Annotated in this window: 14 protein-coding genes; 9 read left to right on the top strand and 5 right to left on the bottom strand. The window is 39.3% G+C overall.

Annotation, left to right across the window (positions count from 1 at the left end):
• The 9 genes from ftsB (at position 1) to purL (ending at position 10,807) form a co-directional block, all read left to right on the top strand.
• Positions 1 to 282, top strand: coding sequence for a cell division protein FtsB (gene ftsB, locus HNR69_RS05865; RefSeq protein WP_011609646.1), 282 nt, complete (start codon positions 1 to 3; stop codon positions 280 to 282).
• A complete protein-coding gene (gene ispD, locus HNR69_RS05860; protein ID WP_075294451.1) occupies positions 283 to 966 on the top strand; it encodes a 2-C-methyl-D-erythritol 4-phosphate cytidylyltransferase in 684 nt (227 codons plus the stop codon).
• A 5-nt stretch (positions 967 to 971) separates the two neighbouring features.
• Positions 972 to 2,777, top strand: a complete 1,806-nt coding sequence (locus HNR69_RS05855) for a monovalent cation:proton antiporter-2 (CPA2) family protein (RefSeq protein WP_136122269.1) — start codon at positions 972 to 974, stop codon at positions 2,775 to 2,777.
• A 12-nt stretch (positions 2,778 to 2,789) separates the two neighbouring features.
• The gene (gene ispF / locus HNR69_RS05850; RefSeq protein ID WP_075294449.1) at positions 2,790 to 3,278 is read left to right on the top strand and encodes a 2-C-methyl-D-erythritol 2,4-cyclodiphosphate synthase; all 489 of its coding nucleotides are present in this window, start codon (positions 2,790 to 2,792) and stop codon (positions 3,276 to 3,278) included.
• Positions 3,278 to 4,285, top strand: coding sequence for a tRNA pseudouridine(13) synthase TruD (gene truD, locus HNR69_RS05845; protein ID WP_075294448.1), 1,008 nt, complete (start codon positions 3,278 to 3,280; stop codon positions 4,283 to 4,285). The genes ispF and truD overlap by 1 nt, the downstream gene beginning before the upstream one ends.
• A 23-nt stretch (positions 4,286 to 4,308) precedes the next feature.
• Positions 4,309 to 5,049: a 5'/3'-nucleotidase SurE gene (gene surE, locus HNR69_RS05840; RefSeq protein ID WP_011609651.1), complete on the top strand. Its 741-nt coding sequence runs from the start codon at positions 4,309 to 4,311 to the stop codon at positions 5,047 to 5,049.
• A 29-nt stretch (positions 5,050 to 5,078) separates the two neighbouring features.
• Positions 5,079 to 5,654, top strand: a complete 576-nt coding sequence (locus tag HNR69_RS05835) for a YqaA family protein (protein ID WP_011609652.1) — start codon at positions 5,079 to 5,081, stop codon at positions 5,652 to 5,654.
• A 40-nt stretch (positions 5,655 to 5,694) separates the two neighbouring features.
• Entirely contained in the window at positions 5,695 to 6,732 is a 1,038-nt protein-coding gene (locus HNR69_RS05830; protein ID WP_075294446.1) for a peptidoglycan DD-metalloendopeptidase family protein, read from the top strand.
• Positions 6,733 to 6,913: 181 nt separating this feature from the next.
• Complete coding sequence (gene purL / locus HNR69_RS05825; protein ID WP_075319822.1) at positions 6,914 to 10,807, top strand: phosphoribosylformylglycinamidine synthase; 3,894 nt, start codon at positions 6,914 to 6,916, stop codon at positions 10,805 to 10,807.
• 94 nt (positions 10,808 to 10,901) lie between these two features.
• Here purL and HNR69_RS05820 read toward each other — a convergent pair whose 3' ends face one another.
• From HNR69_RS05820 to napA, 5 genes are read right to left on the bottom strand one after another with little or no spacing between them, the layout of a single operon-like run.
• On the bottom strand, positions 10,902 to 11,513 hold the full coding sequence (locus HNR69_RS05820) for a NapC/NirT family cytochrome c (protein WP_012341333.1): 612 nt from the start codon (positions 11,511 to 11,513) through the stop codon (positions 10,902 to 10,904).
• Positions 11,514 to 11,527: 14 nt separating this feature from the next.
• Positions 11,528 to 11,950, bottom strand: coding sequence for a nitrate reductase cytochrome c-type subunit (locus HNR69_RS05815; protein ID WP_011609656.1), 423 nt, complete (start codon positions 11,948 to 11,950; stop codon positions 11,528 to 11,530).
• Entirely contained in the window at positions 11,950 to 12,822 is an 873-nt protein-coding gene (gene napH / locus HNR69_RS05810; protein WP_075294444.1) for a quinol dehydrogenase ferredoxin subunit NapH, read from the bottom strand. The genes HNR69_RS05815 and napH overlap by 1 nt, the downstream gene beginning before the upstream one ends.
• Complete coding sequence (napG, locus tag HNR69_RS05805) at positions 12,822 to 13,574, bottom strand: ferredoxin-type protein NapG (protein WP_075294443.1); 753 nt, start codon at positions 13,572 to 13,574, stop codon at positions 12,822 to 12,824. The genes napH and napG overlap by 1 nt, the downstream gene beginning before the upstream one ends.
• Positions 13,575 to 13,624: 50 nt before the next feature.
• Positions 13,625 to 16,108, bottom strand: a complete 2,484-nt coding sequence (gene napA / locus HNR69_RS05800; protein WP_075294442.1) for a nitrate reductase catalytic subunit NapA — start codon at positions 16,106 to 16,108, stop codon at positions 13,625 to 13,627.
• Between the last annotated feature and the right edge of the window lie 10 nt (positions 16,109 to 16,118).

The raw sequence follows: 16,118 nt of genomic DNA, 5'->3' as shown, positions 1-16,118 counted from the left end.
ATGCGTTTATTTATTTTAAGTCTTTTCGCTTTGTTAGTTATGTTTCAGTATGATTTTTGGTTTGGAAAAAATGGCTATCTCGATTATCAAGATATCAAAGCAGAAATTATCCAACGTAAACAAGAAAACAAAAAGCTGTCACAACGTAATCAAACTATTTTTGCTGAAATTCAGGATCTGAAGAATGGTATAGAAGCAATCGAGGAAAGAGCCAGAATGGAACATGAAATGATCAAGCAAAATGAAGTTTTTTATCGTATAGTAAAAAATAAGAATAGATAAATGGATAGAGAAATTGTTGCTATAATACCTGCTGCTGGCATTGGTTGCCGTATGCAAGCAGATCGCCCAAAACAATATTTAAAGATACTGGGCAAAACAATTTTAGAGCATACATTAAGTATTTTTTTGAGTTGCGAAAAAATTAGCCAAATTGTTTTATCTGTCGCTGAAAATGATCCTTATTTAATTGATATTGAGTTATTGCGAAATCCTCGTATCAATATGGTTATTGGCGGAAAGAATCGTGCGGAATCCGTGCTAAACGGCCTACGTCACATTAAAAATAAAAAAGCCTGGGTACTTGTTCATGATGCAGCACGTCCTTGTTTACGCAATGAAGATTTAGATACATTACTACAAGTTGAAGATCAAAATGGTGCTATTTTAGCTATTCCTGCGGTAGATACTATTAAACGATCAAATTCAGTATTGCAAATTCAATGTACAGAAGACCGTAATCAATTATGGTTGGCACAAACACCGCAATTTTTCCCTGTACACTTATTGCAACACGCTCTAGAGCAAGCAGCAAAACGAGGTATTATCGTCACAGATGAAGCATTAGCGATGGAACTTGCCGGATTTAGACCGCACTTAGTAGCAGGTCATAGTGATAATATTAAAGTAACACGTCCTGAAGACTTGGCATTGGCAGAATTTTTTTTAACTAGAAAACAAAGGTAATTATTATGGTAGCAGAAGGGGCAAACCCACTTGTTAGCGTTGTTACGCTTTTAGCGGCGGCCGTAGTTGCGGTTCCTCTATTCAAACGCTTAGGACTAGGTTCAGTATTGGGCTATTTAGCCGCCGGTTTAGTTATTGGTCCCTTTGGGTTCGGTCTCTTTACAGATCCAGAGGGAATAATCCATATAGCAGAATTAGGTGTGGTGATGTTTTTATTCATCATTGGACTCGAAATGAAACCCTCTCATATCTGGGGACTACGTAACCATATCTTTCTCTTAGGTGCATTTCAAATTACCCTTTGTACCAGTGCTTTAACTTATATTGCTACTTTATTTGGCTTTGATTGGAAAGTTGCTTTTGTTGCCGCCTCCGGTTTTGTATTGACCTCTACTGCAATTGTAATGCAAGAACTGAGTGAGCGTAATGATCTGACCTCTCCAAGAGGACAGCGTATTATTTCGATTTTACTCTTTGAAGATTTACTCATTGTTCCATTACTTGCTTTTGTGGCTTTTTTATCACCGGATAAAGTTACTTCAACTGATCCGCTTTGGCATAAAATTGCTATATCCGGCGGTGCTTTCGCTGTTTTAGTTGCCGCCGGACTTTGGCTCTTAAATCCATTGTTCAAAATTTTAGCTAAAACCAAAACTCGAGAAGTAATGACTGCAGCCGCTCTTCTCGTTGTTCTAGGCTCTGCTTTACTTATGGAAGAGGGGGGATTCTCTATGGCTATGGGTGCTTTTTTAGCCGGAGTGCTACTTTCAGAATCCAGTTTTCGTCATCAACTCGAAGCTGATATTGAGCCTTTCAGAGGGTTGCTATTAGGCTTGTTCTTTCTAGGTGTCGGTATGTCACTCGACCTTTCCGTCGTTGCTGAAAATTGGTTCTTAATTATTTTTGGTGTACTAGTTTTCATGTTAGTGAAAGGATTTATAATTTATTTAATCGCTTTAATCACAAAAACCGGTAATGCTAATTCTATTGACCGAGCATTTATTATGGCACAGGGTGGGGAATTCGCCTTTGTATTATTTTCTTCAGCAGCCAGCCAAAATGTGATTAGTAAAGAAATGCAAGCGAATATGACAGCCATTGTTGTACTTTCAATGATTTTAACACCGCTCTTTATTATTGCTCAAAAGAAATACATTATTCCTCGTCTCAAACCGACTCAACCGGAAAGAAAAGCGGATCATATTGATGAACAACATCCAACTATACTAATTGGTCTGGGACGTTTTGGACAGGTTGTAAATAGAATGTTAGTGATGACAGGGCACCACCCAACTATTATTGATAAAGACGCAAACCTAATTGCCGGTATGAAAAAATTAGGCATTAAATGCTACTATGGAGATGCTGCTCGTCCTGAGCTATTACATGCTGCCGGTGTCGAAAATGCCGAATTATTGATTGTAGCAATTGATAACAGCGAACAAACTCTACAAATTGTTGAGCAAGCTCGTAAAATGAACCCACAAATTAAAATTATTGCACGTGCTCACGACCGTATTCATGTTTACAATCTGTATGGTGCAGGTGCCAATATTCAAATTCGTGAAACCTTTGATTCGGCATTAAGAACAAGTAAACAAGCCTTACTCTCTTTAGGTATGAACGAAGATATAGTGGCAGAAATTGGTGATGTGTATTTTAGAAAAGATTGTCATAGCGTGAAACTGATGGCAGAGGTTTATGATCCAAAACTCTCTCGCTTTGAAAATAAAGAATTAATTCAAATAGCCTTAGATGTCGACCAAGAAATGATGGCTGAAATCCAACAAATTATGAAAAAAGAGCATTAATTAGGAAAAAATATGATAAGAATTGGTCATGGCTTTGATGTACATGCCTTTGGTGGTGAAGGTCCTATTATCATTGGAGGTGTCGCTATCCCTTATGAAAAAGGTTTAGTTGCACATAGTGATGGCGACGTGGCATTACACGCATTAACAGATGCTTTACTGGGTGCAATGGCTTTAGGAGATATAGGAAAATTATTCCCAGATACTGATATACAATATAAAGGTGCTGATAGTCGCAGGTTATTAAGAACAGCCTACCAAGCAATTTTAGACAAAGGCTATCAAGTCGGTAATGTTGATATAACTATCATTGCACAGGCTCCCAAGATGCGTCCATATATTGACTCAATGCGTACTGTGATTGCACAGGACTTACATTGTGATATTGAACAGGTTAATGTAAAAGCAACTACAACAGAAAAATTAGGTTTCACCGGACGTGGTGAAGGCATTGCTTGTGAAGCTGTTGCCCTATTAATAAAACAAAATGGCACAAAGTAATGAACGAACTCGCTTATTTACAAACAATGCCAAAACAGACCGCACTTTTAAAAACACACTGTGCTGATTTTGTTGTGAAAGAACAACTGGGCTATGAAATGTCCGGTGATGGCGAATTTGTTGCTGTTAAGGTACGCAAAACAGACTGCAATACTTTATTTGTTGCAGAGAAATTGGCACAATTTGCCGGTATACCTGCTAAAAATATGGGATATGCAGGACTCAAAGATCGTAAAGCGATTACAGAACAATGGTTTTGTTTACAGATGCCGGGGCAACCCACACCTGACTTTAATCAATTTCAACTTGATGGTGTGGAAATCCTTGAGGTAACACGTCACAATCGAAAAATTCGCACAGGAAGCTTAGACGGAAACCATTTTGAAATTTTACTGCGTGAAGCACAAGAAGATGCAGATCTCAAAGTGCGGTTAGAAAATATCAAGAAAAATGGGTTCCCAAATTATTTTACCGAGCAACGTTTCGGACGAGATGGACACAATTTAACTCAGGCTTTACGCTGGGCTAAAGGTGAAATTAAAGTTAAAGATCGCAAAAAGCGTAGTTTTTATCTCTCCGCTGCTCGTAGTGAAATTTTTAACTTGATTGTATCCGCTCGTATTCAACAAGGTCTACACCATAAAATCTTAGTAAATGATATTTTGCAGTTATCCGGCTCACACAGTTGGTTCCATGCTGATCAAAAAGAAGATTTTAATTTATTACAACAACGTTTAGCACAACAGGATATTCAAATCACTGCACCATTAATTGGTGAAAACGTACAAATTGCCAGTGATGTAGAAAATGAAATTATCGCTAAACATCAAGAACTCCTGTACTTAATGCACCAGGAAAAAATGAAATCGGCACGTCGTCCAATACTTATGCAAGCTCAACACTTAAGCTGGTCATTTATACCTGAGGGATTAAAACTGACTTTTTATTTACCAGCAGGAAGTTATGCGACAGCCCTCGTAAGAGAACTGGTTAATATTAATGAATAATAATTTAAAACATAGGAAACAATATGCATATTCTGCTTTCTAATGATGATGGCATACAGGCAGAGGGAATCAAAACTCTTGCTAAAGAATTACGTAAATTTGCACAAGTCACTGTTGTTGCACCAGACCGTAATCGTAGTGCCGCTTCAAGCTCACTCACACTCGTTGAGCCTTTACGACCAATGAAATTGGATAATGGTGATTATAGTATCAATGGCACTCCCGCAGATTGTGTACATTTAGCACTCAACGGTTTTTTATCCGGTCAGATCGACCTTGTCGTTTCAGGTATTAATGCAGGAGTCAATTTAGGTGATGACGTTATTTATTCGGGAACTGTTGCAGCTGCACTGGAAGGGCGCCATTTAAGCTTACCTGCAATCGCAGTTTCTTTAGATGGACGACAACATTATGAAAGTGCAGCAATAATTGTGAGTCAACTTATTCCTAAACTATATGGACGATTATTAAAAAGCCGAGAAATTATTAATATTAATGTGCCGGATCTCCCCTATTCAGAAATAAAAGGTATTAAAGTTTGTCATCTTGGGTATCGTGCAGCTGCAGCGGATATTATCAAACAAAAAGATCCAAGAGGTGAAGAGATTTATTGGATTGGACCAATAGGACTGGCAGAAAATGAATCGGAAGGAACGGACTTCCATGCCGTTAAAAACGGCTATGTGTCAATTACACCCATTCAAACGGATATGACGGCATATCATTCAATGACAGCTTTACAACAATGGTTAGATAAGGAATAACGATAATCTTTTCATCGAAGGAATAAAACATGAAAATTTTCGGTACGCTATATGATAAAACTATGCAATGGGCAAATCACCGTTTTGCTACATTTTGGCTAACTTTTGTTAGTTTTATTGAGGCTATTTTCTTCCCGATACCACCTGATGTCATGCTTATTCCGATGTCAATAAATAAACCTAAATGTGCTACTAAATTTGCATTTTATGCAGCAATGGCTTCAGCCATTGGTGGGGCAATTGGTTATGGATTAGGTTATTACGCTTTTGATTTCATACAAAGTTATATTCAACAATGGGGTTATCAACAACATTGGGAAACTGCTCTTTCTTGGTTCAAAGAATGGGGTATTTGGGTAGTTTTCGTTGCAGGTTTTTCACCTATTCCTTATAAAATTTTTACGATTTGTGCAGGCGTCATGCAAATGGCATTTTTGCCTTTCTTACTTACTGCCTTTATTTCTCGTATTGCAAGATTTTTGCTCGTTACCCATTTAGCGGCTTGGAGCGGAAAAAAATTTGCTGCGAAATTACGTCAATCTATTGAATTTATCGGTTGGTCAGTTGTCATTATTGCTATAGTTGTATATCTTGTCTTGAAATAATCTAAGATAAAAAATGAATATAAAGTAACGGAGAATTTACATGAAAAAATTTTTACCTTTATCTATTAGTATCACTGTACTAGCTGCTTGTAGTTCACACACTCCGGCTCCGGTAGAAAATGCTAAGGATTTAGCACCAAGTATTATCAAACCGATTAATGGTACAAACTCAACCGCTTGGGAACCTCAAGTTATTCAACAAAAGATGCCCGAAAGTATGAGAGTGCCGAAAGCAACAAATTCCACTTATCAACCTGAAATCATTCAACAAAATCAACAAAAAACAGAATCGATAGCAAAAAAACAGGCTCTACAAAATTTTGAAATTCCAAGAGATCCTAAAACTAATGTGCCTGTTTATAGCAAAATTGATAAGGGTTTTTACAAAGGTGATACTTACAAAGTACGCAAAGGCGATACCATGTTTCTTATTGCTTATATTTCAGGCATGGATATAAAAGAATTGGCCACACTAAATAATATGTCTGAGCCATATCATCTGAGTATTGGACAAATATTGAAAATTGCAAATAATATTCCCGATAGCAATATGATACCAACACAGACAATAAATGAATCAGAGGTGACACAAAATACAGTCAATGAGACATGGAATGCTAATAAACCAACAAATGAACAAATGAACCCCGTTGCTACACCAACACATTCAACAATGCCAATCAATAAAACACCTCCAGCCACCTCAAATATAGCTTGGATTTGGCCAACAAATGGAAAAATTATTCAAGGATTTTCCAGTGCTGATGGAGGCAATAAAGGTATTGATATTAGCGGTTCTCGTGGACAAGCTGTTAATGCAGCTGCTGCTGGACGAGTTGTATATGCCGGAGACGCTTTACGTGGATATGGTAATTTAATTATTATTAAACATAATGACAGTTATTTAAGTGCTTATGCACATAATGAAACTATACTCGTCAAAGATCAGCAAGAAGTTAAAGCGGGTCAACAAATTGCTAAAATGGGAAGTTCTGGAACAAACACAATCAAACTCCATTTTGAAATTCGTTATAAAGGTCAATCAGTAGATCCAATGAGATATTTACCAAAAAATTAATCCTAAAAAAATCTGCACCTTCATCAGTTAGTTGTTTAGTCCAACTTTTGGGGTGCAGATCATTTCAGTTATCAGCTTTTTATTAACTATTTTTTGAAAATTGCATTAGGCAAACGTTTTCGTTCCGATAAAAATTCCTTTATAATGTGGTCGTTTTTTATTTTTTTGATGGATCTTTTCTATGTTACACATTTTTCGTGGTACGCCCGCATTATCCAATTTTCGTTTAAATCAGTTATTCAGTGGTTTTCAGCAAGATAATTTACCCATTGTGTCTTGTTATGCAGAGTTTTTGCATTTTGCCCATTTAAGTGAAGCATTAACTGAGATAGAAAGAGAAAAATTAGAGGAGCTTTTGCGTTATGGTCCGACTCAGAAATCGCAAGAGCCTTATGGGGAATGTTTTGTGGTGATTCCACGTATAGGTACGATTTCTTCTTGGGCATCAAAAGCAACTGATATTGCACATAATTGTGATTTAAATAAGGTACTTCGTCTGGAACGTGGTATCGCTTATTATTTCAAATTTAACCGCACTTTAACGGCTGAAGAAGAACAACAATTAGTATTCCGTATCTACGACCCTATGATGGAAAGTATTGTCCGTTCTCCACAAGAAGCAGCTGTTTTATTTGAACAGCATGACCCAAAACCTTTCACCACGGTAGATATTTTAACCGGTGGGCATGTTGCATTGGAAAAGGCGAATGTTACTTTAGGATTGGCATTAGCAAAAGATGAAATTGATTATTTAGTGGAAAATTTCACCGCACTCGGTCGCAATCCTACGGATGTTGAACTTTATATGTTTGCACAAGCGAACTCAGAACATTGTCGTCATAAGATTTTTAATGCAGATTGGATTATTGATGGAAAAAAACAGGATAAATCGCTGTTTAAAATGATTAAAAACACCTTTGAGAAAACGCCTGATTATGTATTGTCAGCTTATAAAGATAATGCTGCGGTGATGGAAGGTTCAAAAGTCGGACGCTTTTTCCCTGACCAAGACGGGCAATATCGTTATCATCAAGAAGACACGCATATTTTGATGAAAGTGGAAACCCATAATCACCCTACCGCCATTTCGCCTTTCCCCGGAGCTGCAACCGGTTCAGGTGGCGAAATTCGTGATGAGGGAGCCACGGGACGTGGTGCAAAACCGAAAGCCGGTTTAGTCGGTTTCTCCGTGTCTAATCTTTGTATTCCGAATTTTCCGCAACCTTGGGAAAATGCGTTGAGTAAACCGAGCCGTATTGCCTCCGCACTGGATATTATGATTGAAGGTCCGCTTGGCGGTGCTGCTTTCAATAATGAATTCGGGCGTCCTGCTTTATTGGGTTATTTCCGTACTTATGAAGAAAAAGTCAACAGTTTTAACGGCGAAGAAGTGCGGGGCTATCATAAGCCGATTATGCTGGCAGGCGGGATAGGTAATATTCGTCATGAACATGTGCAAAAAGGCGAAATTCCTGTTGGTGCGAAATTAATTGTGTTAGGCGGAGCGGCAATGAATATTGGTCTGGGCGGTGGTGCAGCCTCGTCTATGGCATCAGGAAAGTCAAAAGAAGATTTGGATTTTGCTTCTGTACAACGGGATAATCCGGAAATGGAGCGTCGCTGTCAGGAAGTAATAGACCGTTGTTGGCAATTAGGTTCAGAAAACCCCATTCTTTTTATTCATGATGTCGGTGCCGGCGGGTTATCTAATGCGATGCCTGAATTAGTTCATGATGGTGGTCGAGGTGGTCGATTCGAGTTGCGAAAAATTTTATGCGATGAAAAAGGAATGTCGCCGTTAGAAATTTGGTGCAATGAATCACAAGAACGTTATGTTTTAGCCGTTTCACCAGAAAAATTACCGCTCTTTGAAGCGATTTGTCAGCGTGAGCGAGCATCTTTTGCGGTGATTGGTGAGGCAACGGAACAACAGCAGTTAACTTTGCAAGATAGCCATTTTAATAACAATCCTATTGATTTACCAATGAACATCTTGTTAGGTAAAACCCCTAAAATGATACGTAATGTGAAATCCGCAAAAGTCAATAATCCCCAATTGGATCAGTCTATGATCCAAATTAAAGAAGCATTGTTCAGGGTATTGCGGTTACCTGCCGTAGCAGAGAAAACATTTTTAATCACTATCGGCGACCGCTCAGTAACAGGTATGGTAGCACGGGATCAAATGGTCGGTCCGTGGCAAGTACCTGTGGCGGATTGTGCGGTAACAACAGCAAGTTTAGACAGTTATCACGGTGAAGCAATGTCTATCGGAGAACGAACTCCTGTTGCCTTGTTGGATTTTGCCGCCTCTGCACGTTTAGCTGTCGCAGAAAGCATTACCAATATTGCCGCAACGGATATCGGCGATATTAGACGGATTAAATTATCCGCTAACTGGATGGCTGCCGCAGGTCATGGCGGCGAAGATGCCGGACTTTATGAGGCTGTAAAAGCAATCGGTGAGGAATTATGCCCTCAATTAGGTTTAACCATTCCGGTTGGAAAAGATTCCATGTCTATGAAAACCACTTGGCAGGAAGAAGGATATCAAAAATCCGTAACCGCACCGCTTTCCGTAATTATCAGTGCGTTTGCTCGTGTAGAAGATGTGCGTAAGACGGTTACACCTCAATTACGTATGGACAAAGGAGATAGCCGATTACTATTAATTGATTTAGGTGAGGGAAAAAATCGTTTAGGTGCAACCGCACTTGCTCAAGTGTATAAGCAATTGGGCGATGTACCGGCAGATGTAGTAAATGTGTCTTTGCTGAAAGGCTTTTTTAATGCAATGCAAGCTCTCGTGAAACAAGAGAAATTGCTGGCCTATCATGATCGTTCGGACGGTGGTTTGATTGTTACGCTTGCGGAAATGGCTTTTGCCGGTCATTGCGGTATTTCCATAGACATCAGTGCATTGGGTGACAATGATCTCGGTGTTTTATTCAATGAAGAATTAGGTGCCGTAATTCAAGTCAAAGAAAGTGACCTTAAAGCGGTGCGTGCCGTATTGACCGAACATGGATTAATTCATTTAACCAAAGAACTCGGTATTGTTACCGCAGATGATCATATCGAGATTACTCGCAGTACCAGAGTCTTATTGAGTGAAAAACGTTCCGTATTACGTGGGATTTGGGCTGAATTAACACATCAAATGCAACGTTTACGTGATAATCCGGATTGTGCCGATCAAGAATTTGAGATGAAAAAAGATCCGAATGATAAAGGACTTTCCGCTTATTTGACCTATGATCTAAATGAAAAAATCACCGCACCTTATATCCAAAAAGGAACAAAACCTCGTATTGCTATTTTACGTGAACAAGGGGTAAACAGCCATTATGAAATGGCGGCAGCTTTTGATCGTGCCGGATTTAATGCCATTGATGTTCATATGAATGATTTGCAAAAAGGACGTCATCATCTTCAGGATTTCAACGCACTCGTTGCTTGCGGTGGATTTTCTTATGGCGATGTCTTGGGAGCCGGTGGCGGTTGGGCTAAATCTATTCTGTTTAACACTGCACTTCGTGATCAATTCAGTGCATTTTTCCATCGTCAGGACACATTAGCCTTAGGTGTTTGTAACGGTTGTCAAATGTTATCCAATTTAGCAGAAATTATACCCGGTACGGAAAACTGGGGACGATTTGTACGAAATAAATCAGAACGTTTTGAAGCTCGTGTTGCAATGGTTCGCATTAACGATACTCATTCCGTATGGTTTAACGGAATGTCGGGATCACATATGCCGATTGCGGTTTCTCATGGTGAAGGACGAATTGAATTTAAGCATGATCAGCAGTTGCAAGCATTAAAAGCACAGAATTTGATTGCTGCACAATATATCGATAGTCAGTTAAATCCGACAGAAATGTATCCGGCAAATCCGAACGGATCTGTGGAGGGAATTACCGCACTTTCTAATTCCAACGGACGAGTCGCTATTATGATGCCACACCCTGAGCGTGTATTTAGAGCAGTAAACAATTCTTGGTATCCTGAAAATTGGCAAGAAGACGGGGCTTGGATGCGTTTATTCCAAAATGCGAGAGTTGCATTAGGATAAATAATTTAAAATCAAATAGTCACAATGTTGCACCTCAATCAGTCGGATGTATCCAACGTTGGAGGTGCAACTCAACGTGCGGTCAATTTTTTCACTATTGCTCAGGTAAAAAACCGGATTGCACGTCTTTCATATTCGGTAATTGGTGAGCAATACCTTTATGACAATCAATACAGGTTTTTCCTTGTTCTTGTGCCATTCTGTGCATTTTTTGTGCGACATTTTTTTGCTGAGTAGTATCCATATCATTGAAATTATGGCAATGACGACATTCTTGTGAGTCATTGGCTTTCATTCTAGCCCATTCACGTTGTGCCATTTCTAAGCGATGTGCCTCAAATTTCTCTTTGGTATCTACCTTGCCTGTAATATACGCATAAACTTCTTTTGCCGCTCCGATTTTACGTGTCCATTTCGGAATAAATTCGTGCGGTAAATGACAGTCGGCACAGTCGGCTTTTACTCCACTGCGATTCATATAGTGAACAGAATGACGATATTCAGGTACAACGTCATTCATATGACAACTGGAACAAAATTCTTCCGTATTCGTGTATTCAAATGCGGTGTTAAACCCTCCCCAAAAAATAATACCTGCAATAAATGATAATAAAATCAATACACTGACAGCACGACTTGGCTTCCTAAACCATTTCCAACCGCTTTTACTTAAACGAACGATGATATTTGATTTTTCATTTGCCATACATCTATCCTCATCTAGTTACCATAGCCTTTCATTGGCTTAAATTCATTTGGCACAATAGGAGCAACATCTGCTTGCGATACGTGGCAATGTAAACAGAAATAGCGTCGTGGTGCAGTTTGACCGGTAACATTGCCGTCACGATCTGTAAAATGCGTTGGACTAATTCTTGTTGCTCCGGTAATTCTCGAGTTTTCCGGACTATGGCAATTTAAACACTGGTTTGTATTTTTTGTTACTTGATAATTTGCAACGCTATGCGGGATCATAGGTGGTTGATTTACATAGTTTAATGCGGGCGTTGTACTTTCTTTTATATGGTTATGAAATGCAGCTGGCACATTTTCAACAGCATCTTGGTAGTTTTTTCCCACTTTCTGCGTTGCAAAAGCAGAAGACACAAAAAGTGCGGTAATAAATAATAGTGTTTTTTTCATCATTTTTGATCACTCCCAGAATAATTAAATCTATTGCTAAATATAAATACTTTTTCAGCACAGACATCAATACAACGTCCGCAACTGATACAATCTTTTGAAAGTACAAACCGACTTTCATTATTTTTACCGTGTAGCGGTGCACGTAAAACTTGCGGCTCCGGACAAATATGGTAACAATCCATACAGTGATCACATTTTTGTTGCTCAACTACTTTAATACGCAATAAACTTTTTGCCCCAATCACACCATAAATTGCACCAATAGGACAAAGATGACCGCACCAGCCATGTTCCACAATAAATAAGTCAAATAAGAAAACTGCCAATATCAACAAAGTTGTTGCACCAACCCCATAAATTAACGCACGTCCCAAAGCGGAAACAGGATTTATCCATTCCCATAACAATACGCCACTTACTGCACTCCCCATTAAAATCATCAGCAAAATACCATAACGCAAGCCACGAGGAAGTTTGGCACTTTGACGAATACCTAATTTTCGACGTAACCAAGCGGCACAATCCGTTACAACATTAAGAGGACAAACCCAGCCACAAAAAACTTTGCTACCAAGTAAAGCATATATTGATACAACAATAATTGTTCCAATAATCGTTGAACTGTTCGGTAAATAACCTGTTGCAAGGCTTTCGGCGACAATAAGCGGATCGGTTAATGGGATAGTGTCGAATAATAAACCACCACTATAATTACCCTTTAGAATCCAAAAGTTTAAATAAGGTCCGCTCAAGAACATGGTGAGAATGCTGAATTGAGTTACTCGACGTAAAATGAGGAACCGGTTTGCACGCCAAAAACCTAATTTTTCTCTTGATTCTTTACCGCTGTGTTTAGGAGAATTTGCCATTATTTACTCTCCGGTTGACGAATTGGTAAGGATATTAAGTCTTTTGGTGCAAGAGAATGCCCTACTTTATCTTTCTCTTGCCAGCCCAAACGATAATGTTCTCCCAACATACCTTTTGCTAATGTATTAGGAAGAACCTTGATAGCGGCTTCTTCCAATACACAAGCCTCTTCACATTTACCACATCCTGTACAAGCATTGGAGTGAACAGTTGGAATAAACACAGCATGCTTTCCTGTTCTCTCATTGCGATGAGTTTCCAACGTAATCGCTTTATCAATTAAAGGGCAAACACGATAACAAACATCACAACGTAAACCCTGCCAGTTTAAACAGGTTTCGTGATCAAGCAAAACGGCTAATCCCATTGTTGCTTTACTAATATCATCAAGTTGATTATCCAATGCACCGCTCGGACAAGCCTTAACACAAGGAATATCCTCACACATTTCACAAGCCTTCTCTCTCGCAATAAAATAGGGAGTTCCAGCCTCTATGGAAGATAATAATGAGGCTAAATGCAGCATTTTATAAGGACAAGCCTGTACACATTGACCGCAACGAATACAAGCCGCTGTAAAATCTTGGTCATTAGCCAAAGCACCGGGCGGACGTAATGCCACACCCTGTCTAGCCAGACTTTGATGTTGTTGTAAGCCAAGTAATACGCCTAATCCGGCAAGTCCGCCACAGGTTCGGACGGTATCTCTTAAAAATTTTCGGCGTTCCGGTGTAAAAGCAATTTTCTTCATGAGTATTCATCGCACTTTAGCAAGTAAAGTGCGGTGCCTTTTGTTGATTGTTACGCTTTCACCACTTTTACTGCACATTTTTTGAAGTCAGTTTCTTTCGAAATCGGATCTGTTGCATCTAATATCAGTTTATTTGCCAGCTGTCCGGCATCAAAGAAAGTCGTATAAATCAAACCTTCAGGACATTTATTACGTCCACGAGTATCTATATAAGACGTTATTTCACCTCGGCGAGAAATAACCTTAATCTTATCCCCATGTTTCAAACCACGTTTTTTCGCATCATTCGGATTCATCCAAACAAGGTTATTCGGGAAAGAACGGTGTAATTCTGGTACACGACGTGTCATGGAGCCTGTATGCCAATGCTCAAGAATGCGACCTGTGGTCAGCCATAAATCATATTCTCTATCCGGAACCTCTGCCGGCGGTTCATATGGTACCGCTAAAATCACCGCTCTTTTATCCGCCTGACCATAAAAAGAAACACCCTCCCCTGCTTTTACATAAGGATCATAACCTTCACGATAACGCCATAAAGTTTCTTTACCGTCAACTACAGGCCAACGCAAGCCTCGAGCTTTATGGTAAGTGTCAAAATCAGCTAAATCATGACCATGTCCTCGACCAAAACTTGCGTATTCTTCAAATAACCCTTTTTGTATATAGAAACCAAAATGGTAAGCCTCATCATTTAGGCGACCTTTCAGTTCATCATTTGAGTATTGATTTACTTGTCCATTGAGATAAAGCACCTCATAAAGTGTTTTACCTTGGTATGCCGGATTTTTCGCTAAAATTTCTGCCGGCCATACTTCATCAGTCGTAAAATATTTAGAAAATTCAACTAATTGCCATAAATCAGATTTTGCTTCACCCGGTGCTTTCACTTGTTGACGCCAAAATTGAGTGCGACGTTCCGCATTTCCATAAGCCCCTTCTTTTTCAACCCACATTGCTGTTGGTAAGATCAAATCGGCTGAAAGTGCGGATACGGTTGGATAGGGATCTGAAACGACAATAAAGTTATCCGGATTACGCCACCCTGGGTAAGTTTCCTCATTGATATTTGGACCTGCCTGCATATTGTTATTACACATTTGCCATAACACCTGCATTTTGCCGTCTTTTAATGCACGACTTTGTGCAACAGCGTGGAAGCCTAATTTATCTGAAATCAAACCTTCCGGTAGTTTCCAAATTTTTTCTGCGATTTTACGATGTTCCGGTTTAATAACTACTAAGTCCGCCGGTAACCGATGAATAAAAGTACCCACCTCACGTGCAGTACCACAAGCAGAGGGTTGACCTGTTAATGAGAAAGGACCACACCCCGGTAATGAAATTTTTCCGGTTAATAAATGAATGTTATAAATTAAATGGTTTGCCCATACACCACGTGTGTGTTGGTTTATGCCCATTGTCCAATAAGAAACAACTTTTTTATTTGGATCGGCATAAAGTTTTGCCAGTTTTTCTAATTGCTCCTTCGGTACTCCGGAAATTTCATGTGCTTTTTCTAAGGTGTACGGTGCAACTAATTTTTTGAATTCCTCAAAAGAACTATCATACATCTTGCCCGCAGTTTTAACATTTTTCGCTATTTGCTCACGAGGATCTTGTGGACGTAAGCCATAACCAATATCAGTTTCGCCACGTTTAAATTTGGTATGTTTTTCGATGAACTCTCGATTAATTGCATTATTTTCAATGAGATAATTTGCAATATAGTTCAAAATAGCCAAATCAGACTGAGGTTTGAGAAGAATACCTAAATCGGCAAGTTCAAAAGAGCGGTGCTCAAAGGTAGAAAGGACATTTACACTAACCATATCAGGATTAGCTAACCGGCGATCCGAGATACGAGACCATAAAATCGGATGCATTTCCGCCATATTTGAACCCCAAAGCACGAAAGCATCGGCATGCTCAATATCATCATAACAGCCCATGGGTTCATCTATACCAAAGGTACGTACAAAAGCAACAGCTGCCGATGCCATGCAGTGACGAGCATTCGGATCAATATTGTTTGAAAGTAATCCTGCTTTGAATAATTTCGATTTTGCCACACCTTCAAAAATAGTGGATTGTCCGGAAGTGAACATACCTACACCGTTCGGTCCTTTTGCTTTTAATGCAGACTTAAATTTTTCCGCCATTGTTTTAAAGGCAAAATCCCAAGTTACGGGGGTAAATTCCCCTTCTTTGTCATATTGACCGTTTTTCATACGTAACATAGGGTGCGTTAAACGGTCTTTCCCATACATAATTTTGGGTAGGAAATAACCTTTAATACAGTTTAACCCTCGATTAACTTCTGCATCAGGATCACCTTGCGAAGCAACAACACGTCCATCTTTTGTCCCCACTAATACCGCACATCCTGTACCGCAAAAGCGACATACGGCTTTATCCCAAGTAATACTTGTGTCAGCTGCATTTACATTTTTTACCGGAATAATTAAGCCAGCCACTGAAGCGGCAGCTAAAGCAGCATTTGCTTTCATAAAATCACGACGACTTAAATTCATAGTCTCCCCC

Source organism: Histophilus somni (assembly GCF_014202395.1).
Taxonomy (GTDB): Bacteria; Pseudomonadota; Gammaproteobacteria; order Enterobacterales; family Pasteurellaceae; genus Histophilus; species Histophilus somni.
Note: the sequence above shows the minus strand (reverse complement) of the source record. Positions and strands in the feature narration are given on the sequence as shown.

Excerpts from the sequence above, each read along its gene's own strand:
- ftsB (WP_011609646.1), top strand. The coding sequence starts at position 1 with ATGCGTTTATTTATTTTAAGTCTTTTCGCTTTGTTAGTTATGTTTCAG.
- ispD (WP_075294451.1), top strand. The coding sequence starts at position 283 with ATGGATAGAGAAATTGTTGCTATAATACCTGCTGCTGGCATTGGTTGC.
- HNR69_RS05855 (WP_136122269.1), top strand. The coding sequence starts at position 972 with ATGGTAGCAGAAGGGGCAAACCCACTTGTTAGCGTTGTTACGCTTTTA.
- ispF (WP_075294449.1), top strand. The coding sequence starts at position 2,790 with ATGATAAGAATTGGTCATGGCTTTGATGTACATGCCTTTGGTGGTGAA.
- truD (WP_075294448.1), top strand. The coding sequence starts at position 3,278 with ATGAACGAACTCGCTTATTTACAAACAATGCCAAAACAGACCGCACTT.
- surE (WP_011609651.1), top strand. The coding sequence starts at position 4,309 with ATGCATATTCTGCTTTCTAATGATGATGGCATACAGGCAGAGGGAATC.
- HNR69_RS05835 (WP_011609652.1), top strand. The coding sequence starts at position 5,079 with ATGAAAATTTTCGGTACGCTATATGATAAAACTATGCAATGGGCAAAT.
- HNR69_RS05830 (WP_075294446.1), top strand. The coding sequence starts at position 5,695 with ATGAAAAAATTTTTACCTTTATCTATTAGTATCACTGTACTAGCTGCT.
- purL (WP_075319822.1), top strand. The coding sequence starts at position 6,914 with ATGTTACACATTTTTCGTGGTACGCCCGCATTATCCAATTTTCGTTTA.
- HNR69_RS05820 (WP_012341333.1), bottom strand. The coding sequence starts at position 11,513 with ATGGCAAATGAAAAATCAAATATCATCGTTCGTTTAAGTAAAAGCGGT.
- HNR69_RS05815 (WP_011609656.1), bottom strand. The coding sequence starts at position 11,950 with ATGAAAAAAACACTATTATTTATTACCGCACTTTTTGTGTCTTCTGCT.
- napH (WP_075294444.1), bottom strand. The coding sequence starts at position 12,822 with ATGGCAAATTCTCCTAAACACAGCGGTAAAGAATCAAGAGAAAAATTA.
- napG (WP_075294443.1), bottom strand. The coding sequence starts at position 13,574 with ATGAAGAAAATTGCTTTTACACCGGAACGCCGAAAATTTTTAAGAGAT.
- napA (WP_075294442.1), bottom strand. The coding sequence starts at position 16,108 with ATGAATTTAAGTCGTCGTGATTTTATGAAAGCAAATGCTGCTTTAGCT.